General features: G+C 68.2%; 20 protein-coding genes. 12 read left to right on the top strand and 8 right to left on the bottom strand.

The window, feature by feature from the left end; all coding sequences use genetic code 11:
• Window positions 1–43: 43 nt before the first annotated feature.
• The 3 genes from OO71_RS34840 to OO71_RS34830 all read left to right on the top strand — a co-directional run bounded on the left by OO71_RS34840 (window position 44) and on the right by OO71_RS34830 (window position 2,631).
• Complete coding sequence (locus OO71_RS34840; RefSeq protein WP_033294255.1) at window positions 44–529, top strand: Lrp/AsnC family transcriptional regulator; 486 nt, start codon at window positions 44–46, stop codon at window positions 527–529.
• Between the two features lie 168 nt (window positions 530–697).
• Window positions 698–2,041, top strand: coding sequence for an aspartate aminotransferase family protein (locus OO71_RS34835; protein WP_033294254.1), 1,344 nt, complete (start codon window positions 698–700; stop codon window positions 2,039–2,041).
• Window positions 2,042–2,223: 182 nt separating this feature from the next.
• Window positions 2,224–2,631 carry a hypothetical protein gene (locus OO71_RS34830; protein ID WP_033294253.1) on the top strand — a complete coding sequence of 136 codons (408 nt, stop codon included), beginning with the start codon at window positions 2,224–2,226 and terminating at the stop codon, window positions 2,629–2,631.
• A 53-nt stretch (window positions 2,632–2,684) separates the two neighbouring features.
• On the opposite strand, the gene OO71_RS34825 is transcribed toward OO71_RS34830, so the two are convergent.
• Window positions 2,685–4,151, bottom strand: a complete 1,467-nt coding sequence (locus OO71_RS34825; protein WP_033294252.1) for an alpha/beta fold hydrolase — start codon at window positions 4,149–4,151, stop codon at window positions 2,685–2,687.
• Between the two features lie 124 nt (window positions 4,152–4,275).
• Between OO71_RS34825 and OO71_RS34820 the strand changes: the two genes are divergently transcribed.
• From OO71_RS34820 to trxA, 4 genes are all read left to right on the top strand, one after another.
• A complete protein-coding gene (locus OO71_RS34820) occupies window positions 4,276–4,755 on the top strand; it encodes a MarR family winged helix-turn-helix transcriptional regulator (RefSeq protein WP_033294251.1) in 480 nt (159 codons plus the stop codon).
• Window positions 4,756–4,834: 79 nt separating this feature from the next.
• Entirely contained in the window at window positions 4,835–6,034 is a 1,200-nt protein-coding gene (locus OO71_RS34815) for an FAD-dependent monooxygenase (RefSeq protein WP_033294250.1), read from the top strand.
• Window positions 6,035–6,063: 29 nt separating this feature from the next.
• Entirely contained in the window at window positions 6,064–6,444 is a 381-nt protein-coding gene (locus OO71_RS34810; RefSeq protein ID WP_033294249.1) for a MerR family transcriptional regulator, read from the top strand.
• Window positions 6,441–6,767, top strand: coding sequence for a thioredoxin (trxA, locus tag OO71_RS34805; protein WP_033294248.1), 327 nt, complete (start codon window positions 6,441–6,443; stop codon window positions 6,765–6,767). Before OO71_RS34810 ends, trxA begins: the two co-directional genes overlap by 4 nt.
• Here trxA and OO71_RS34800 read toward each other — a convergent pair.
• Window positions 6,749–7,873 (bottom strand): MAB_1171c family putative transporter, encoded by a 1,125-nt coding sequence (locus OO71_RS34800; protein WP_033294247.1) that lies wholly within the window; start codon window positions 7,871–7,873, stop codon window positions 6,749–6,751. The two genes, trxA and OO71_RS34800, sit on opposite strands and share 19 nt — an antisense overlap.
• A 238-nt stretch (window positions 7,874–8,111) precedes the next feature.
• Here OO71_RS34800 and OO71_RS34795 point away from each other — a divergent pair, with 238 nt between their 5' ends.
• Together OO71_RS34795 and OO71_RS34790 are read left to right on the top strand one after the other, a co-directional pair.
• Window positions 8,112–9,053 (top strand): NAD-dependent epimerase/dehydratase family protein, encoded by a 942-nt coding sequence (locus OO71_RS34795; protein WP_033294246.1) that lies wholly within the window; start codon window positions 8,112–8,114, stop codon window positions 9,051–9,053.
• A gap of 108 nt (window positions 9,054–9,161) precedes the next feature.
• Window positions 9,162–12,491, top strand: a complete 3,330-nt coding sequence (locus OO71_RS34790; protein ID WP_084145492.1) for an aminotransferase class I/II-fold pyridoxal phosphate-dependent enzyme — start codon at window positions 9,162–9,164, stop codon at window positions 12,489–12,491.
• Between the two features lie 87 nt (window positions 12,492–12,578).
• On the opposite strand, the gene OO71_RS34785 is transcribed toward OO71_RS34790, so the two are convergent.
• The 4 genes from OO71_RS34785 to OO71_RS34770 form a co-directional block, all read right to left on the bottom strand.
• Entirely contained in the window at window positions 12,579–13,121 is a 543-nt protein-coding gene (locus tag OO71_RS34785) for a toxin (protein ID WP_033294244.1), read from the bottom strand.
• Window positions 13,118–13,567 (bottom strand): helix-turn-helix domain-containing protein, encoded by a 450-nt coding sequence (locus OO71_RS34780; RefSeq protein ID WP_033294243.1) that lies wholly within the window; start codon window positions 13,565–13,567, stop codon window positions 13,118–13,120. Before OO71_RS34780 ends, OO71_RS34785 begins: the two co-directional genes overlap by 4 nt.
• Before the next feature lie 997 nt (window positions 13,568–14,564).
• The gene (locus tag OO71_RS34775) at window positions 14,565–15,188 is read right to left on the bottom strand and encodes an Rv1733c family protein (RefSeq protein WP_063740158.1); all 624 of its coding nucleotides are present in this window, start codon (window positions 15,186–15,188) and stop codon (window positions 14,565–14,567) included.
• Window positions 15,189–15,555: 367 nt separating this feature from the next.
• The gene (locus tag OO71_RS34770) at window positions 15,556–15,978 is read right to left on the bottom strand and encodes a hypothetical protein (protein ID WP_033294241.1); all 423 of its coding nucleotides are present in this window, start codon (window positions 15,976–15,978) and stop codon (window positions 15,556–15,558) included.
• Between the two features lie 261 nt (window positions 15,979–16,239).
• Here OO71_RS34770 and OO71_RS52590 point away from each other — a divergent pair, with 261 nt between their 5' ends.
• Together OO71_RS52590 and OO71_RS34760 are read left to right on the top strand one after the other, a co-directional pair.
• On the top strand, window positions 16,240–16,893 hold the full coding sequence (locus tag OO71_RS52590) for a GNAT family N-acetyltransferase (protein ID WP_084145491.1): 654 nt from the start codon (window positions 16,240–16,242) through the stop codon (window positions 16,891–16,893).
• On the top strand, window positions 16,775–17,341 hold the full coding sequence (locus OO71_RS34760) for an LmrA/YxaF family transcription factor (RefSeq protein WP_342669967.1): 567 nt from the start codon (window positions 16,775–16,777) through the stop codon (window positions 17,339–17,341). The genes OO71_RS52590 and OO71_RS34760 overlap by 119 nt, the downstream gene beginning before the upstream one ends.
• Here OO71_RS34760 and OO71_RS34755 read toward each other — a convergent pair.
• Window positions 17,338–18,066, bottom strand: coding sequence for an enoyl-CoA hydratase-related protein (locus OO71_RS34755; protein WP_033294239.1), 729 nt, complete (start codon window positions 18,064–18,066; stop codon window positions 17,338–17,340). The genes OO71_RS34760 and OO71_RS34755 overlap by 4 nt on opposite strands.
• Window positions 18,066–19,262: a cysteine desulfurase-like protein gene (locus tag OO71_RS34750; RefSeq protein ID WP_033294294.1), complete on the bottom strand. Its 1,197-nt coding sequence runs from the start codon at window positions 19,260–19,262 to the stop codon at window positions 18,066–18,068. Before OO71_RS34750 ends, OO71_RS34755 begins: the two co-directional genes overlap by 1 nt.
• Before the next feature lie 10 nt (window positions 19,263–19,272).
• Here OO71_RS34750 and OO71_RS34745 point away from each other — a divergent pair, with 10 nt between their 5' ends.
• The gene (locus OO71_RS34745; RefSeq protein ID WP_245633877.1) at window positions 19,273–20,001 is read left to right on the top strand and encodes a peptide deformylase; all 729 of its coding nucleotides are present in this window, start codon (window positions 19,273–19,275) and stop codon (window positions 19,999–20,001) included.
• Window positions 20,002–20,067: the final 66 nt, after the last annotated feature.

Genomic DNA, 20,067 nt, shown 5'->3' with positions numbered 1-20,067 from the left:
ATCCCCGTTGCCTGCGGAGGGGCCGGTCGGGGATGATCCCGGGGTGCAGAGCCAGGAACCGGGCCGGCCCGCGCCGCCGGTCGTCGACGACATTTCGAAGCAGATCATCGCGCAGTTGCAGGAGGACGGGCGACGGGCCTACGCCACGATCGGCAAGGCCGTCGGGCTGTCCGAGGCGGCGGTGCGCCAGCGCGTGCAGCGGCTGTCCGATTCGGGCGTGATCCAGATCGTCGCGGTCTCGGATCCCTTGCAGGTCGGGCTTTTACGGCAGGCGATGGTCGCGATCACGGTGGACGGCCCGCTCGAGCCGGTCGCCGACGCGCTCGCCGAAATGGACGAGATCGAGTACGTCGTCCTGTGTGCCGGTCGCTTCGACGTGCTCTGTGAAGTCCTCTGCGCCGACGACGAAGCCCTGCTCAACGTGATCTCCAACCGCATCCGCACGCTGCCCGGCGTCCGCACCGCGGAGACGCTCGTGTACCTCAAGCTGCGGAAACAGGCGTACCAGTGGGGGATGCGCCGAGCGTGACGACGAAATCCGAAGATCAACTCGCGAAACGTAGATGAAATTAGTCGTCTTGGGTGACGCCGTCGACTGATTCGCTTGCGTGGAGGCGGCGACTCGTGCGATAACCGAGAAGTCCGGCCGGTGTGCCACGGGGCGCACCGGCAGCTTCGAGGCCCGTTTCGAGGAGCCATGACCACGACCGCCGAAGACCACCTCTGGCTGCACTTCACCCCCCATCGCGGTGCCGACGACATCCCGGTGATCGTGCGTGGCGAAGGCGCCTACATCTGGGACGACACCGGCAAGCGTTACCTCGACGGTCTTGCCGGGCTGTTCGCGGTGCAGGTCGGCCACGGCCGTGAGGAATTGGCCGAAGCTGCTGCGCGGCAGACGAAACAGCTCGCGTACTTCCCGTTGTGGGGGCACGCGCATCCGCCTGCGATCGAGTTGGCCGAGCGGCTTGCTGCCACCTCGCCGGGGGACCTGAACCGGATCTTCTTCACCGTGAGCGGCGGGGAATCCGTTGAGACCGCGTGGAAACTCGCCAAGCAGTATTTCAAGCTCGTCGGGAAACCTGCCAAGCACAAGGTGATCAGCCGTGCGCTGGCCTACCACGGCACGTCGCAAGGGGCACTTTCCATTACCGGAATTCCGGGCGCCAAGGCTGCTTTCGAGCCGCTCGTGCCGAGTACTCTGCGGGTGCCGAACACGAACTTCTACCGTGCCACTGAACACGCGGACGATTATGCGGCTTACGGGCGGTGGGCTGCTGATCAGATCGAGCAGGCTATCGAATTCGAGGGCGCCGATACTGTTGCGGCCGTTTTCCTTGAACCGGTGCAGAACACCGGCGGTTGCTTTGTTCCGCCGCCGGGGTATTTCGAGCGGGTCCGGGAGATCTGCGACAAGCATGACGTGCTGCTGGTGTCCGACGAGGTGATTTGTGCTTTCGGGAGGGTCGGATATGACTTTGCGGCCAAGCGGTACGGTTACCAGCCGGACATCATCACCACAGCCAAGGGGCTGACCTCGGGGTATGCGCCGTTGGGTGCGGCGCTGGTGAGCGATCGGCTGATGGAGCCGTTCGCCGGTGGCGCGGCGACGTTTATGCACGGCTCGACGTATGGCGGTCATCCGGTTTCGTGTGCGGTTGCGCTGGCCAATCTCGATCTCATCGAACGGGAGGATCTTTACGGGCACGTGCTGGAGAAGGAATCCGCCTTCCGGGCGACCCTCGACCGGCTGACCGATCTTCCCATTGTCGGTGATGTGCGGGGGACCGGGTTCTTTTACGGTATCGAGCTGGTGAAGGACAAGGCCAGTAAGGAGACGTTCACGGCGGAGGAGTCGGAGCGGATTCTGCGCGGGTATTTGTCCAGTGCGCTGTTCGAGGGCGGGTTGTATTGCCGGGCTGATGATCGGGCTGAGCCGGTGGTGCAGTTGTCGCCGCCGCTGGTGTGTGATCAGGGGGAGTTCGACGAGATGGAGGGGATTTTGCGGGAAGCGCTGATGGGGGCTTGGAAGTTGCTGTGACGGCGTGGGTGGGCGGGGCCAGGGCTGGGTGCCCGGGCCAGGTGGGCGCGCGGGTGCGGCTTGGGTGCCAGGGAAGTCCGTGAAGGGAACCATGAGGGAATCTGATTCCGTGATGGTTCCCTTCACGGAATGGGCCGCGGCATTACGCTGATCTTCGGTTGCTACCAACGGGAGGAAAGCGCGTGGCGCAGTGGACCGATCTGGTCGGGTTCATCAGGCACGAGTACAAGGTGATCCGGGACGATCCGGACGAGATTCGCATTCGGGTCTCGTTCGGGGAGGACCCCGAGACCGAGGGGCGGGCGCAGGTCGTGGTGATTGCGCGGGAGGTTTTCGACCGGCGGGAGGACTGGGTGCAGATTGCGACCCCGTTCGCGCGCGTCGATGAGGTCGACCTGCTGCATGTGCTCACCGAGGTCGGCCGGACGCTCGTGGTCGGCGGGATTGTGGTGATGGGGGAGCACGTTGTGTTGCGGCATTCGCTTCCGCTCGTGAACCTCGATCTCAACGAGTTCACCGATCCGCTCGAGCTGGTCGCCGGGTCGGCCGAGTTGCTGGAGCAGCAGTTCACCGGGCGCGACGACTACTGAAAGACGACTACTGAAAACGCAACGGGGGCTCCCGGCAACGGGAGCCCCCGGGCTCAGAACAGCACCGTGGACGGCGGCTTCGGACCGTCCATCCTGGACTGCCCATCCGGTGAGACGGCCGGGCAATGCTTGCTCCCGCCGGGTTTCGTGCCGTCCAGCAGGAAGTCGTCGGCCGTGTCGGTGACGCAGTGGCTCTTCTTGAAGTACGCGGCGTGGCCCCAGCCGTCGTACGTGAGCAGCGGGGCTCCGGCCTGTTGCGCGGCACGGGCGGCCCACGCGTACGGCGTCACCGGGTCGAAGCGGCTGTTCAGCAGCAGCAGCGGCGTTCCGGGCCGGATCGACAGCGGGTGCTGCGGGTTGCGGACCTGGCCCGGCCAGCCGGCGCAGCCGACCGCCGAGGTCCAGCCCAGCTGGGAAAACCGCAGGTCGGGGGACACGTGGGCGAGTGCGCGCCGGTAGCCGTCCAGCTGAGGGTAGCTGGTGATCGGCAACCTCCAGTCGGAACAGAAAATGCTGCCGAACGCGCTCGGGACGCTGATCGCGAAACCGGATTCGGCGGGCTTCCCGGCTCGCAGGCCGACCATGTTTTTCGCCAGCTTTTCCCAGGTCGGGCCGTAGAAGTTCGAGCTGACCAGCCCGACGAGCGCGACCGGGTCGAGCCGGTCGTCGGGGGTACCGAGGTCGCCGCGTTCCGCGCGGGAGTACAGGTCGGCCATCACGGCGCGCACGTCCTGTCCGTGCAACGCGCAAGACTTCGACCGATCACACCAAGCGGCGAATTCGTCGAACGACTCTTGCGCCGCCACGGTTTCCGTGCGCAGGAAGTCCCACGTCGACCCCACCGAATGGTCCATGTTGCTGTCGAGCACAAGGGCGCGCACGCGATCCGGGTACGCCTCGGCGTACTGCTGGCCCATCAACGTGCCGTAGGAGACGCCGTAGTACGTCAGCTTCTCGTCGCCGAGCGCGGCGCGGATCGCGTCCATGTCCCGGACGACGCTGCGGGTGTCGACGTGCTCGGCGAGCGGCCCGGTGATCCGCCGGCAACTCCGTCCAAGCGCCCGATTGTAGGAGACCAGCTGCTGGAATTCGGCGGAATTCTTGGGCAGCTGTGGGTGGTCCGCGGTGATTTCGTCGAGACCGCAGCGCACCGGCGTGCTCTGCCCGACCCCGCGCGGATCGAATCCGACGGTGTCGAACCGGGCAGTGATGCGGGGTGAAAGGGACCAGCCGTCCTGTACCTCGCCGGCGCCCGCGCCGCCCGGGCCGCCGGGGTCCATGAGGATCGAGCCGATCCGGTGCGCGGGGTCGGTGGCTTTGTGCCGCGCGAGCGCAATTCCCGTGGTCCCGCGGTCCGGATGATCCCAGTCGAGCGGCACGGTGAGCGTGCCGCATTCGACGCCGGGGGCGGTGGGGCACGGTTTCCAGCCGATCGGGGCGGCTGCGGTCGCCGGTGTCGCGGTCACTCCTGCGGTCAGCGCGATGATCCCGGCGATCGCCAGCTTCCTGCCCAAACCCATGCGTGCCCTTTCGGCGTGAACCCGTGACGTCAGTGGCGTGGATCCTGCCAGCAGGTGACGTCCGCCACCCACCCGGGGTTGACTGTCCTTTGTGGACTGACCAGGACTTTTGTAGAATCACCGGATGGCGGACGAGACGTTCGATCGGCGCGAGGCGGAGGTCTGGTGCACCTACCAGCGGCTGCACCGCGCGCTCGGCGGTGCGCTCGACCGGCAGCTGGAGCGGGATGCCGGGATCTCCGGGGCCGACTACGCGCTCCTCGTCCCGCTCGCCAGGACGCCCGGTGGCGTGCTCCGGATGCGCGAGCTCGGCCTTCTCGTCGAATGGGACCGCAGCCGCCTGTCGCACCACGTCAGCCGGATGGTCAAGCGCGGGCTGGTCGTCCGCGAGAACTGCAGCGAGGACGCGCGGGGTGCGAACGTCCGGCTCACCGACGCCGGTCGCGAAGCCGTCGAGGCCGCGCAAGGGCAGCACCGCGAAACCGTGCGCCGCTACTTCTTCGACCAGGTCAGCCCAGCCGAGCTCGACGTGCTCGGCCGCGTCTTCACCCGCATGCTCACCCAGCTCACCGAGGACGATCACGAGGGTCCCTGCAACCGCTGACCGGCGCCGTCAGCGCTTCGTGCGGGAACGGTAAGCGGTCCGCCGCAACCTGGGGTCATCCGATCCAAGGGGAGCAGAAATGACCACCAAAACCGTTCTCGTGTCCGGCGCCAGCGTGGCAGGTCCGTCCGCCGCTTACTGGCTGCACCACTACGGCTACTCCGTCACCGTCGTCGAGGCCGCGCCTGCGCTGCGGCCGGGCGGACAGGCTGTCGACTTCCGTGGCGAGCAGGTCAAGCTCGCCGCCGCGATGGGCCTGCTCGACGACCTGCGGGCGCACGAAACCGCACTGGGCGACCAGGTGCAGCTCGACCCGGCGGGCCAGCCCGCGTTCACGTTGCCGAGCGGGTTCACCAATGGCGAGCTCGAGGTCCTGCGCGGCGACCTCGCCCGCATCCTCTACGACCACACGAAGGACTACACCGAGTACGTCTTCGGTGACCGCGTCACCTCGCTCACCGAGACGGCCGATGGCGTCGACGTCACCTTCCGCCACGGCGCGCCCCGGCGGTTCGACCTGGTCGTCGGCGCGGACGGCGTGCACTCCGGCGTGCGCACCGCGGCGTTCGGCCCGGAGTCGCGGTTCCGCACCGGTCTCGGGTTCCACGTCGCCGGTTTCACCGCGCCCAACCACCTCGGCCTCGACCACTCCGGCCTGCTGTACAACGAACCCGGCCGCGGCCTGATGATCGCCAGCCACCGCGACCCGGCGACGGTCACCGTCGGCCTCTTCTTCCGCGGTGACCCCGACGGCTACGGACGTCCGGACCTGGACCGGCAGAAGGACATCCTCACCGACGTCTTCGCCGGGGCGGGCTGGGCGGTCCCGCGGCTGATGACCGCCGTCGCCGACGCGCCTGACCTGTACTTCGACACTGTCAGCCAGATCAAGCTCGACAGCTGGTCGCGCGGCCGGGTGGTGCTGCTCGGCGACGCTGCCTGGTGCGCCGGACCGGGCGGTTCCGGGACCGGGCTCGCCATGATGGGTGCGCAGGTGCTGGCCGGTGAGCTGGCCGCAGCCGGTGGTGACCACGTCACGGCGTTCGCCCGTTACGAGCAGCGGCTGCGCAAGCCCGCCCGCGTCGGACAGCGCAACGGAGCCGGGTCTGCCGACTTCCTCGTCCCCGCCACTGCCGAGACGCTGCGCAAGCGCAACCGGATGTACCGCAGGTTGACCGGTCCGATCGGCCGCCGCGTGTGGCAGTACCTGGGCAACCGCGCGGCCAACAGCGTCAAGTTCCGCGAGTATCCCCGGTCGCGGGTGAACGTCTTGCCTTGACGCCAGCGGAAAGGTTTACGGTCGATGACATGCGGATCGGCGAACTCGCCCGGCGGACCGGGACCACCACGCGGGCCTTGCGCTTCTACGAGGCGCAAGGCCTGCTCCCCGCGGAACGGGCGGCGAACGGCTATCGCGAATACGACGAGGACGACCTGCGCCTGGTCACCGAGATCCAGACGCTGCGCACGGTCGGCTTCAGCCTCGACGACACGCGTCCGTTCGTCGACTGCCTGCGCACCGGGCATCCCAGCGGCGACGCGTGCCCGGCGTCGGTCGAGGTGTACCGGCGCAAGCTCGACGAGGTCGAGGCCTGCATGCGGGACCTCGCCGCCGTGCGCTCCGCGCTGCTGGACAAGCTCGCCGCCGCCACGCACCCTGCCGACCCCTGCACCGAGGAGCCCCGATGACCACCGACGCCACCTTCGCCGCCGACGTTCTGCAGCACCACCAGCCCGTACTGGTCGACTTCACCGCCGATTGGTGCCCGCCGTGCCGGATGATCGCGCCGGTGCTGGCCGAGATCGCGGCGGAACGACCCGGCCTCACCGTGCGCGTGGTCGACACCGACGAGAACCCCGAAACTGCTCGCGCGTACGAGGTGATGTCGTTGCCCACGTTGATGCTCTTCCGCGACGGGAAGCCGGTCGCTTCCTTCGTGGGCGCCCGGCCGAAGGCGAAGCTGCTGGCCGGATTGGACGAGCTGCTCGAGTCTCAGCCGAGCCTCTCGTAGGCGGCCGAAACCTGCGTCAGCCAGGCGACTTCGGCGGCGAACGTCTTGGCGTCGTAGTCGTCGAAGGCGCCGGGATCGTGGTTCTGCGCCGGGGTCAGGCCGGAGTTCTTCGCCTGCAGCGCCTGTTTGATCTTCGTGGCCTCCGCCACCGCCTGGTCGGCGCCGTTCGTCTCGGCGCGATCCATGTACGGCCGCAACGCGCGCCAGCCGTCGCGGATCTCGATCACGCGGCGGTGCAGGCGGTAGTGCAGGTCTGACAAGCGTCGCTCACCGGCAGTCGGCGGTTCGAGCGCGATGCCCGGCGAAGACTCGTACAGCGAATGCCACAGCGGGTACAGCGCGCGGTAGGAGCTGTAGTTGCGGAACCACCTCGCGACACTCGAAACGTGCTCGCCCCACGACGGCATGGTGAGCCCGAACGACACGATCACGATGCCCAGCGCGCTGAACAACGACGCCGCGATCGCCCACGAGCCCATCCGGAAGCCCAACAGTGGGCTGAGAATGTTCACTGTGCGCGCGGCGCAGTACAGAAAGAGCACTACTGCGCCGACGGCGAGCGTACGCAACGTACGGCGCAGCCATGGTTTCGACGTGCTGCGCGCGTACGGCAGGCACTGCAGGTAGATCGTGACGCATGGCACCGCCTGCGAAACGATGAACAGCAGCAGGTACGCGAGGATCACCGGGTTGCTGCTGCCGGTCCCGAACGCGGTCGCCGGGGTGCCCGGACGGTTGCCGATGAAGAAAAGCACGATGAGCACCGCGTACAGCGCTGCGCCGGACATGATCCACGCGCGCACGGTCGAGCGGATTTCGTCGAGTGCATTCGCCCACAGCAGCAACAGGATCTGCGCGCTGATGCAGTACGCGACGGCCGCGAGGTGCAGGATCAGGATCGCGAGGTTCGGCACCCCCAGGACCGAGGTGATGCTGAGCGAGAGCGCGCCGAGCGTGAACGTGATGCACTGCAGGATCAATGTGGTCATCAGCGCGATGTACGCCGGGTCGCGCCACGACCGCCGCATCGAGAACAGCTTGTACAGCAACGCGGCGTACGACGAGATCGCCGACAGCGCGAAGAGCGCGATCTTCAGTGCGTTCACTCCGGTCCCCGGGTATGCCAGGCGAGGTCAGGCGAGCGCATAGGCCTCCTCGGCGGAACGGTCCATGATCGGCGACCCTACACGACCGCAGGCGGCGGAACTAGAGCCGGAAAACGGGTCCTGGCCTGGGTTAACACCGGGTCGACCGAGGGTGTCGGGGGCCCGCCCCGACCGCGGTCCGGCAGGCCGGACGGTGAACCGGAAGTCACGAATCCGGATGCTCGCTAGGGTGTCGGCCATGAGTCTTCACGTGGTCATCGGGTTCGGACCGGCGGGGGCGGCGACCGCGCGGCTGCTCGCCCGGCAAGGGGAGCGGGTGCGGGTGATCGGCCGCTCGCCGCGCGAGAGCGAGCCGGGCCTGGAGCACGTGGTGCTCGACGCCGCCGACCATGCTGCGCTCACCTCGGCGGCCAAGGGCGCGACGGCGATCTACAGCTGCGCGAGCCCGCCGTACCACCAATGGGCCGACGACTGGCCCCCGCTCGCGGACTCGATCTGTACCACCGCCGAGGCCACCGGCGCGCTGCTCGTGTCGCTCGGGAACCTGTACGGCTACGGTCCGGTCGACGGTCCGCTCACCGAGAACCTGCCGCTGGCAGCCACCGGTCCGAAGGGCCGGATGCGCGCGCGGCTGTGGGATCAGCTGCACACGCTGCACGCCGAGGGCCGGATCCGCGCGGTGGAAGTGCGGGCGTCCGACTTCTTCGGACCCGGGGTGACCGATGGCGGGCACCTCGCTTCCCGCGTGGTGCCGCTGGTGCTGAAGGGACGCAAGGTCCAGGTGATGGGTGATCCGGATGCGCCGCACAGCTGGACGTACCTGCCGGATGTCGCGCGCACGCTCGTCGCGGTCGCGAAAGAAGAAAAGGCGTGGGGCAAAGCGTGGCATGTGCCGACCGGGGAACCGCGGTCCGCGCGCGTGATGGTGGCGTTGTTGTGTGAAGCGGCTGGAGTGGCACCAGTGGGTGTGCAACGCCTTTCTCCGGTGTTACTGCGCGTGGGTGCAGTCGTTTCGCCGTTGCTGCGGGAGCTGGCCGAGGTCCGGTACCAGTTCGACCGCCCGTTCGTGGTCGATTCCCAAGCCGCACAACATCTTCTGGGCTTGCGGCCGACACCGGAGAAGGACCAGGCCGCCGAAACGGTGACGTGGTGGCGTGAGCGTGCGGCTACCGAGCGTTGATTTCCGGTCCCATTTTCCGGCAATTTTCCGAATCCGCTTGAAAATCCCGGCGCGACCCGGCAATCTCGGTGCCGACCGAAGTGGGGATCGGCGCGAGGAAGTCATGCGATGGCGTCTGCAGGATCTGCGTGGGGGAAATCCGGAAATGGCCAGGACATCGCGGTCGTCGGAATGGGGTGCCGTTTTCCGGGCGCCCGCAACGTCAACGAGTACTGGGATCTGCTGAGCGAACCGAAACCGCAGTTTCGCCGCGTCCCTGACTCCCGGTGGCGCCGGGACGCGTTCTTCAGCGAGGACTTCCGGGACGGTTCGGCGGCGTACTCCGACCGGATGGCGTTGCTGGACGACGTCGGCGACTTCGACGCGACGCACTACGGGATCCCGCCGCGGCGGGCGAAATCGCTCGACCCGCAGCATCGCCTGTTGGTCGACCTCACCCGGGAGGCCTTGCAGGACGCAGGCTGGGAATCCACCGGATTCGACCGCGACGACACGTCGGTGATCATGTCGCTCAGCGACAGCGGCTACCGCGAGATGAGCACCCTGCACATCCGGCTGCGGCAGCTGGCCGGCGGCGAGTTCGGGCGCTCGGGTGACCCGGCGCTCGCCGAAACGGCGTCGGCGGTCAGCGGGTTGCACGCGACCGCAATGGCCGGGTTGCTGCTCAACATGGGACCGAGTTCGATCAGCAATGTTTTCGATTTGCACGGCGAGAGTTACGCGCTGGATTCGGCGTGCTCCGGCGGTCTCACCGCGGTGGCCAATGCAGTCTTCGCGTTGCGCGCGGGGCGGTGCAAAATCGCGGTTGCCGGTGGTGCGCAACTGATTCTCACACCCGATCTTTTCGTGGGATTGTGCCGGATCGGCGCGATTTCCCGGGCCGGAGAATGCCGCCCGTTCGACCGCCGCGCCGACGGTTTCGTGCTCGGCGAGGGCGCCGGCGTACTGGTGCTGCGCCCGCTTGCGGACGCCGTGGCCGCGGGCGATCGGGTGTATGCGGTGATCCGCGGCGTCGGATTGTCCAATGACGGCACGGTGAAAGGCGGCATGATGCCGCAGGAAGCCGGACAGCTGATGGCGCTGCGCCGCGCGTACGCGGATGCCGGGGTGGAGCCAGGATCGGTCGGTTACCTGGAGGCACACGGCACGGCCACGTCGGTCGGCGACGACGTCGAGATCAACGCGCTTGGCGAGCTGCGCCGCGACGCCGCCGAGCCCGCGTACCTGGGGGCGGCCAAGGCGGTGGTCGGGCATTCGCTGGGTACCGCGGGAATGGCCGGGCTGATCAAGTCCATTTTGGCCGTCCACAAGGGACAGATCCTGCCGCAGCCGGATTTCGAGCAGGCAGCACACCTTGCGCTCGGCGACGCGGGGCTGCGGGTGGCGGGTACGGTCACGCCGTGGGAGAGCGAAGGTCCGCGCCGCGCCGGGGTGAGCGCGTTCGGATTCGGTGGCTCGAATGTCCATGTGGTCCTGGAAGAGGCAGCGAGCGAGCTGGCTGGCGGGGAAGAGCCGCGGCTGCTCGTGCTCACCGCGCGGGATCGAGCCGGGCTGGCGCGGCACGCTCGCGAGGTCGCCGAGACGCTCGTCCGGGAGAATCCACCGCTCGCCGCCGTTGCCGGCACTCTCGCCCGGCGCACGCTGTTCCCGGAGCGGCTCGCGGTGGCCGCGGACGACATTGCCGACGCCGTGAGCAAGCTCGTCGCCGCTTCGGTCGCGCTGGAGTCCGGGCAGATCGGTGAGCTGGTACCTGGTGCGTACGCGGGGGTTGTCGCGCCTGGGGAAGAGCAGGTCGCGGACGGGGTCCCGGCCGAGCTGGCCCCGCGTGCGGTGACCGGTGCCGGGCTGCGGCCGGTTGCGGACGGGCTGCCCCGCTGCACGCTGCCGCCGAGCCCGCTCAGCCCGCGCCGCCACTGGGTGGTCGACGACGCGAAGCTTGCTCCGGCCGCCGAGCCGACGCCTGCTGGTGACGCGCTGGCCGTCGTCCTGGAGGAGATCGCCCGCACCACGGCGTTCCCGGTCGACGAGCTACAGCCCGGGCACCTGCTCGTGGACGACCTCGGTTTCGATTCGCTGATGCTCACCGAACTGGAAGCCCGTCTGCGCAAACGTCTTCCGGGCTTGCCGCTGACGATCGAGCAGGAGGACGCGCTCACCGTCGGCGCGGTGGCCGGGCTGCTCGGCCCGGTACCGGTGCCGGCGCAAGCGCTTGCCGCTGCGCCGACCTGGGACTCTGCAACGGTCGCGATCGAGGAGTTCCCGGAGGCAGCCGCGATCGAATCCCGGCTGAGCGAGTTCGACCGGCTCGGCGTGCCGAACCCGTACTTCCGCAAGCACCAGGGACGGCTCGACGCCACCACGTCGGTCGCCGGACGGCAGTACCTTTCCTTCTCCAGCTATAACTACCTCGGCCTGGCCGGGCATCCGGCGGTGACGGCGGCGGTGCACGAGGCTGTCGACCGTTACGGCACTTCGGTTTCCGGCAGCCGCCTGCTCGCCGGCGACCGCGATCTTTCCCGCGAGCTGGAGACGGAGATCGCCGGATTCCTGGGTACCGAAGACAGTTTGGTGCTGGTGAGCGGGCACGCGACGAACGTCGGGGCGATCGGCCACCTGGTCGGTCCGGACGACCTCATCCTGCACGACTCACTGGCGCACGACAGTATCCTGCAAGGCTGCGCGCTGTCCGGCGCGACGCGGCAACCGTTCCCGCACAACGACATGACGCGGCTGGAGGACGTGCTTCGCCGCACGCGGTCGCGGTTCCGCCGGGTGCTGATCGTGGTCGAAGGCGTGTACAGCATGGACGGTGACCTCGCCGACCTGCCGCAGCTGATCGAGCTCAAACGGCGGTACGGCGCGCTGCTGATGGTCGACGAGGCACACAGCATCGGCACGATCGGCCCGCGTGGCGCCGGAATCGGGGACCACTTCGGCGTCGACCGCTCGGGGGTCGACCTGTGGATGGGTACGTTGTCGAAGTCGCTCGCCGGATGCGGTGGCTACCTCGCGGGGTCGGCGCGGACTGTGCGCTGGCTTCGGTACTCGCTGCCAGGTTTCGTGTACAGTGTGGGAATCACCCCGGCAAACGCGGCTGCTTCTCTTTCTGCATTGGAAATTTTGCGTGCGGAGCCACAGCGGTTGGTCCGGCTGCGGGAAAACTCGGACCTGTTCTTGAAGCTGGCTCGCGAAGCCGAGCTCCCCACGGGCTCGTCCGGCGGCACCCCGATCGTCCCGTGCGTGGTCGGCGACTCCACCACGACGCTGCGGCTGGCGACGGCGCTGTACGAACGCGGCATCGTGGTCGACCCCATCCTTTACCCGGCGGTGGACGAGGAGCAGACCCGCTTGCGGTTCTTCCTGACCAGCGAACACCGCGAGGACCAGCTGCAGTACGCGGTGTCAACGCTGGCGGCCGAACTGGCGGCGCTGCGGTAGCGGACGGCGGGGATCGTCACCGAGTCCTCAGCTCGACGTGCCCGGCGCGGGAGCGGCTGCAAGTACGCCAGGCCTCAACCGGCTCGGTCAGAGGAGGGTGCGCTCGATCCGGTCGAGGGGCTTCTCCCCGGCGGCGGGCTTGTCGGCGATCGGCTCGGCCGGGGTGCCCATGCGTTCCGACAGCAGGAAGGCGATGATTTCCGCTTCCTGTTCCTGGACGTCGTCGTAGGTGGCACGCATCAGCATGTCGCGGACGATGTCCGGGTCGAGGTTGGGGAAGAGCGAGCGGGCGCTCTCGTCGTCCAGGACGCCCGAGCCGCGATGACAGCAGATGATGTGACCGAGCTCGTGCAAGATGATGTGCTCCTGGTGCGCCCCGGTGGTGTTGGCGTCGAAGAAGATCAGGTCTTCGCCCCGTGCGGCCACCCACATGCCGCACGGGTGCGACGCCGGCATGGGCAGCGGGACGAGGGTGATCGGCCGTTCGCGGATCTCGCCGAGGCGCTCGCACAGTGTGGCCAGGTCGTACTTCGCGGGGAGGCCGAGGTCGGCGATCCGGCGGGCCCCCTCGTCGCGCATCCGCCGCAGCTGCTCGCGCCGCTGCGGGGCTTCGGGCGGGGTGCCGCTCACTGGGCCGCTTCGTCGGTGACCGGCGGAAGGCCCTGCATCTTGCGGTACTGGTCCATGATCGTGGTGATGGCCTGCAGGTTCTCCTCGCGCATCCCGGCGGCACGCATCGCGACCGCGCGCACCCCGGCCTGCCGCATCGCCTCCACGGCGGCCAGCTCGGACAACACGGACCCGGCGACCTCGTCGTCGAAGAAGTAGGCGACCGAGACCCCGAAGAACTTCGCCAGCGCGGCGAGGAGTTCCTGCGACGGGTTGGTGCGCTTGCCGGTGCGCAGCTGCGAGAGGTACACCCCGCCGACCTTCAGCTCCGGAGACACCCGCTTCAACTCGGCCGCAACCTCGGCGTTCGTCCAATGCCGCCCCTGCGGACGCACGGTGCGGAAGAGGTCGTCGAGTCTGGCGGCCAGGGTGGGCCGGGCATCTGCGGCCTCGGTGTCTTCGGACATGCTGCTCCGCCCCTCCCCTGTTCACTAATTGCTCTCAGCTAACGCAACTATCTCAGATTAGCGGAGAGTTGACAATCGCCCGGCCGCTCCACAAGACTGTGCCCGGGCCGGTTAGCTGGTGGCTAACTCGCCCGACCCGGACAATGCAGCAGGCGTAGCACCGCCCGGGGCGACGCTGGGGGTGTCGCCCCGCCGGTCCGCCGCAGCCGGGCCCGGAGGCAGCAGGGGGACGACGGCTGCCTCCGGGCCGGCGAATAGCGGTTTCTCTGGGTCAATGGGGGTTGCTGATGGGTCACCGGTGGTGGTTCGTCGCGGCTGGGTGGGGCGGGGTCGAGTTGGCGCTTTGTGCGGCGTGCGTGCGTGTCGGTGAGCTGTGCGGACACATTCGCGCCGTTGCGGGTTGTGCGCAGTTGCCAGGGCGTTGGTGAGCCGTGGACCATCCGCTTGGCTGCGGGTTGTGTGCAGTGCCAGCGCGTTGGTGAGTGGCACGGACTGCCCTCGCGGTCGCGGGCCGGGACCAACTTCGAGCCTGTGGGTGAGCTGCGCAGACCGCCCGCGCGGCAGCGGGTTGTGTGCAGTTGCCAGCGCGTTGGTGAGTGGCACGGACTGCCCTCGCGGTCGCCGGTCGGGAGCCACTCCGAGCCCGTCGGTGAGCTGCGCAGACCACCCGCGCTGCTCCGGCCGACCCCGTCCGTTCGGGCGTCGGCGGGCTGCATCCGCTGCCCGTGCCCTAGCGAGCTGCTTTAACCGTCCGCGCGCCCGCGAACTGCACCGACTGCCCGTGCACCCCACGAATGGCTTGTCCGCCGACGAGCGTCCCGGACACCGGATGCGTTCTGCCGACCGCCCGTGCGCCGATGCACGGCACGGAAACCCCAGCCCGCCCCCGGCGAACGACCCCACCCCGCCTAACCCCCGGCAACTCAACCCTCCGCGAGAAGCCGAGGCCCCGAGCGCGGGCAACCGCGCGAACGTCCCCCTGAAAAGCCCGCCTACCTCAGCGAACGGCTTCCGGACCGGCGAACTGCGCCCATTCGTCCGCCCAGCGGGCTGCCCGCCGATGGTCCAGCACCCGGCGCGCCACCCAGAACGCGCCTGCCAGCACGGCGACCACGCACAGCCACGTGAACGCGCCGACCAGGATTCCGTTCGTGACCGCGTCCGCGTGGGTCAGCGGGGCGGTGGTCTGCTTGCCTGCCTGGTCGAGCCAGATCGGCGTGGTGGTGCCTTCGGTCGCCGAGCCGTTCGGGACCGTGATCATCCCGGTGCGCGTCGCGCCGTTCATCGGCTGCCAGACTGCGTTCACGCGTGCGTTGTTGGCGATCGGCGCGGTGTCGCCGACCGAGGCCACCGGTTGCGCGGCCGTGGTGAGCACGGTGGCGGTGACCTGGTGCCGCGACTGCAGCTGCGCGTCCGATGCGGCGGTTTCGGCCGCGATGTCCGCGCTGCCGATCGCCATCGCGAACGGAACCGCCAGCAAAGCAATCAGCACGGCAATTCCGGCGAGCAAGCCCTCGACCCGGTCCGACCGGCGGACGAGCGGATTGCGCGCTGCCCCGAGCCGCCGGAGCAATCGTTTACAGAGATGTGGTGGTCTGCCTGCCCGAGAGTTGTTCCGCATACCTCCATGGTCCTCCGCTGCGCGCGCGAGCGCTGTGTCCCGGACAACGTTTTTCACGTTTTTCCTGGGGATTCGGTGTGTTTCTCCTTACTTCCCGCCCGGTCGACCACACGTGTGGGTGACATCGACCGGAGGTGGTCCAGGCCAATCCGGGCAATACGGCGCAGCCGTGATTGCGGGGCGGTACCAACAATGCATGGACCGTCTCCGCCTGTGTGTTTCACTGGGTGAAATGCGATTCCCCGGCCGGACACGGAATGTTGATCCAGTGTTTCCCCGCGCCCTGGTCCTGGAACCTTTTACGGCAGGCGTTTCCAGCGCGTATTTCCGAACAAATAACCGGATTTTCCCGTCGTTCGGGAAATGGTCATTCGACCAATCGGATGGTCGCGGTCGCACTGTGTGAACGGCGCCGCGTGATCCCCTGTTCGGCGACGATTCCGAGCTGGATGGAGCGATCGGCGGGCGCCCAGTAACCGGTGCGCACGAAATAGCCGTCCATGGTGCACAGCCGGTTCGCGCTCTTGCGGGAGCTGACCGGTTCCCAGCCCCATTGCCGCCCGGTCACCTCGACACCGTTGCGCCGGACGTGCAGCCGCGGGTTCCCGATCTCCCGGCAGTACGCGCTGCCGTCGGCGATGTACAAGACGCCGTCGACCTTGTAGAACCGCTTGTCGTCGAGCAGGCTCACCTGACCGGACAGCGTGAAGTGGACCCGGCCGCCTTCGGTGCCGTCCATCGTCCAGTCGAGACAGAATTCCTTGGTCGGGACCTCGAGTGACTGGGTCATGACCGTGTCCCTTTCGCCTACCGGAACGTCGAAGACAAAGATAGGGAAAAATCACGTCCGCGGAAGGTATCGGGAACCGTTTTCACCCGAAGAGGCTCGCCGGACACGCATCGTGGTCATCGCCCGATTAATCGGTGGAATTACCGCCGATGGGGTACTGCGGATACGAAACGTGAATTTGCCTTACCCGAAACCGGTGGCTGGTCGCCGGGTCCGGGGGTTGCGGGCGGCACGAGCCGTGTCGGCAGCGTGACATTTTCCATGACGCTTGTCATAGCGGCTGTCACGTGTCACTCTGACGTTATGACGACTGTCATGACGAGCGTTCGTCCGGCCACCGCCGGTTCCGTCGCCGACCTCGTGCACGCGTGTTCCCCGGAGTCGCTGCGCCGCCGGTTCACCCTGCCCCGCACGCTCGAACCCGGGTCGGTCCTGGCCCGGTACGAGCGGTTCCTCCTTGCCGGCACCGCGCTTGTCGCCGAGGTGGCGGGCACCCCGGCGGGCCTGCTGAACGCGGTCCCGGACGGCGAGCGCCGTGCCGAGCTTGGCCTGCTCGTCGCCGATGGGTGGCAGCGGCGCGGGATCGGCCGCGGTCTGGTCGCGCTGGTCACCGAGGGTGCACAGTGGCGCGGCTGGACGCTGCACGCCACCGTGCAGCAGGGCAACGTCGCTGCGGAAGGATTGCTGCGTGCGTGTGGGTTCGGCTTCGCACCGGCCTTCGCCGGCGAGAACGAGTTCGAACTCACGGTGACGGAGGAGGTGCTCCATGACGCAACGGCCGGCGCGCGACCGGATGGTGTACAGCGCTGCGCAACTGCTGCGTACGCAAGGCTTGAGCGGCACCGGACTGCGCGAAGTGGTGGCGCATGCCGAGGCCCCGCGGGGTTCGCTTCAGCACTACTTCCCCGGGGGTAAGGAGCAGCTGTTCTCCGAAGCGGTCGACTGGGCGGGCCGTTACGCCGCGCGCCGCGTAACACGTGCGCTCGATTCCCTCGCTGACCCGAGGCCGTCGGCGCTCTTCGCGGCAATTATCGAACAGTGGCGGCGAGAGTTCCTCGAGATCGGCTACGACGGTGGCTGTCCGCTAGTTGCGACGGTCACCGACACGGCTGCGGCGAGCGAACCGTTGCGGGAACGCGCGAACGACGCCTTCGCGCAATGGCGGAGGCCCATCGTGTCCGCGCTCGAGCAGATGGGCGTCTCGGCGCCGCGCGCTGCTTCGCTGGCAGTGTTGATGATCAGCACTCTGGAAGGCGCTGTTGTGCTGGCGCGTGCGCAGCGGGACATCTCACCACTCGACACGGTGGTGGTCGAGCTAGGTCCGCTTCTCGATGCTGCAGTCGAGAAGCGGCGTCGTCGCTAGCCGAGCTTCGCGCGTAAGGATGCGACAGTGTCGGGGTCGTGCAGCAGTTCGGCGAAGTACGCCGTTTCCGTGTCCATTCGCGCTTCGACGCTCGTATCCGTGCGGTCGCGCAGCAGTGCGCGTGTTGACTTTAGGGCGCGCACTGACCGTTCGGCGAGCGTCGCTGTGCGTTCCGACACCCGCTTGCTGAGCGCTGCGGTGTCTGACAGCACTTCGTTGACCAACCCGAGCTGCGCTGCTTCGCGCGCAGGTAGCCGCTCGCCGAACAGGAGTAGCTCTGCCGCACGCTGTGGTCCCACACGGCGTGGCAGGGCGTAGCTGCTGCCGAATTCCGGCACCAGTCCCAGCCGCGCGAACGGGTACTGGAGGTAGCTGCGCTCTGTGACGTAGACGAGGTCGCAGTGCAACAGCAACGTCGCGCCGATGCCGACAGCCGGACCGTCGACCGACGCGACGACTACGGCCTCCGTCGCGAGCAGTGCTTCCTGAAAGGCGCGTACGGGGGTCTTCGTCGGGTCACCGGCTTCGTGCGCAAGGAAGTCGCCGAGGTCGTTGCCTGCGGTGAATGTGCCGCCAGCGCCGGTCAGCACGACGACAGGTGTTCGTACGGCATCGAAGCCCTTTGCCAGGGCCGTGTACATCGCCTTCGTGAGGGCGTTCCGCTTCTCGGGCCGGTTGATCGTGATGGTGGTGACTTGCCCGTCGACCGTCGTCTCGATGCTCATCACAGCTCCGCGACGGCGTTCAGCAGTAAGTCGACCTCCGCTGCGGTCGTGTACGGCGCAATGCCTGCGCGTACGGCACCTGTGTCGCCCAGGCCGAGATGCCGTGAGCATTCGATGGCGTAGAACGTCGACGCGGGGGCGTTGACCCCACGCGTCGCGAGGTGCTCGTACACGGCTTGCGGCGTGCTGTCGGTGACAGAAAAGAGCACAGTCGGTGTACGACGGCGCGTCGGCGAGCCGTAACGCACTACGCGCGACAGCTGGGCGAGCCCGTTGTCCATACGCTGCAGCAGCGCGTCTTCGTGCGCCTCCAGCGCTTCGAGCGACGTACGCAGGCGTTCGCGACGGTCGCCTTCACCTGGCACGAGGTCGGCGAGGAAGTCAACAGCAGCGGTAGTCCCGGCGAGGAGCTCGTACGGCAGCGTGCCCAGTTCGAAGCGCTCAGGTACGGCGTTGCTCGACGGCAACAGCTTGTCCGGACGCAGTGTCTCCAGGAGCTCAGGCGCTGCTACCAGGAGACCGTGGTGCGGACCGAGGAACTTGTACGGCGAGCAGGCGTAGAAATCGGCACCGAGAGCCACGACGTCGACCGGCGTGTGCGGCGTGAGGTGCACGCCGTCGACGTAGCTGAGCGCACCTGCTTCGCGGACCGCTGCGGTGATCGCGGGGATGTCGGGACGCGTACCGAGCAGGTTCGCGGCAGCCGTGACTGCCACCAGCCGCGTCCGGTCAGTGAGCAGCGAAGAGATCGAGGACGTCGACAGTTCGCCTGTCGCTGGGTCGAAGTCCGCCCAGCGCACGGTCACGCCCCTGGACTCGGCAGCCTGCATCCAGGGACGGATGTTGGCGTCATGGTCGAGACGAGTGACCACGACCTCGTCACCCTCGCGCCAGTCCTTCGCGAGCGCGCGCGAAAAGTCGTACGTCAGCTGCGTCATGCTGCGCCCGAATACGACGCCCTCAGGACGAGCACCGAGCAGGTCGGCGGCGGCTTGCCGCGCTTCGCGCACTACGCCGTCCGCGCGGCGTTCGGCCGCTGTGACGGTGCCGCGGTTGGCGATTGCGGCGCACAGTGTCGAGGACACTGCTTCGGCGACCGCGTCCGGTACCTGGGTACCACCGGGTCCGTCGAAGTGGGCGGCGCCGCCCTCGAGAGCGGGAAAATGCTTGCGGATTGCGTTCACGTCGTAGGCCACGGCTGCCAGCTTGCCTGATCCCCGGCCGGGTGTCGTGGTCTGCGCGGGTGCGATCATGCGGGCGGGGCATCGGCTGGGTGGCCCCGGGTTGGAGAGGGGACTGCCGGTGCTCGCCGAACAGGTCGACGAACTGCTCGCCACGCCATTGCCGTGGCCGATCGTGCAAGCCGGGGATCCGGTACTGCGTACCGCCGCGCGACCATACGACAGCGAGCTGAGCGACACGGCGCTGAGCGGGCTGGTCGAGGGTATGAAGGCGACCATGCGAGCCGCGTCGGGCGTCGGGCTCGCCGCGCCGCAGATCGGCCTGCCGGTGCGGATCGCGGTGGTCGAGGACGGCGCGCGTGAGCGGCCCGGTGTCCCGGAAGCCACGCTCGCCACTCGAGGGATCGCGCCGTTGCCGTTTCGCGTGCTCGTGAACCCGTCGTACACGCGGGTTGGCGAGGAGCGCGCTGCGTTCTTCGAGGGTTGCCTCAGCGTGCAGGGCTGGCAGGCAGTGGTGTCGCGAGCGCTGCGGGTCCGGCTGCGCGCGCACGACGAAACGGGTGCGGAGGTGGACGAGGAGCTGTCGGGATGGCCGGCGCGAATCGTCCAGCACGAGACGGACCATCTGCACGGAATCCTGTACCTCGACCGGGCCGAGTTGCGCTCGCTGTCCACGCACGAGGCCGTCGCGCGCCGATGGTCGCAACCGACCCCGGCGGAAGCCGCGCGAGCGCTGGGGTTCGAACTTTTCTGACGAGTTCTGCCCTGATCGAATTCTCGGCCGCCGGTTTTTGTCGGTGGTCGCTGATACGTTGCTCCG

Origin of the sequence: Amycolatopsis jejuensis, from assembly GCF_000717335.1 — a bacterium.
Lineage (GTDB): Bacteria > Actinomycetota > Actinomycetes > Mycobacteriales > Pseudonocardiaceae > Amycolatopsis > Amycolatopsis jejuensis.
Note: the sequence above shows the minus strand (reverse complement) of the source record. Positions and strands in the feature narration are given on the sequence as shown.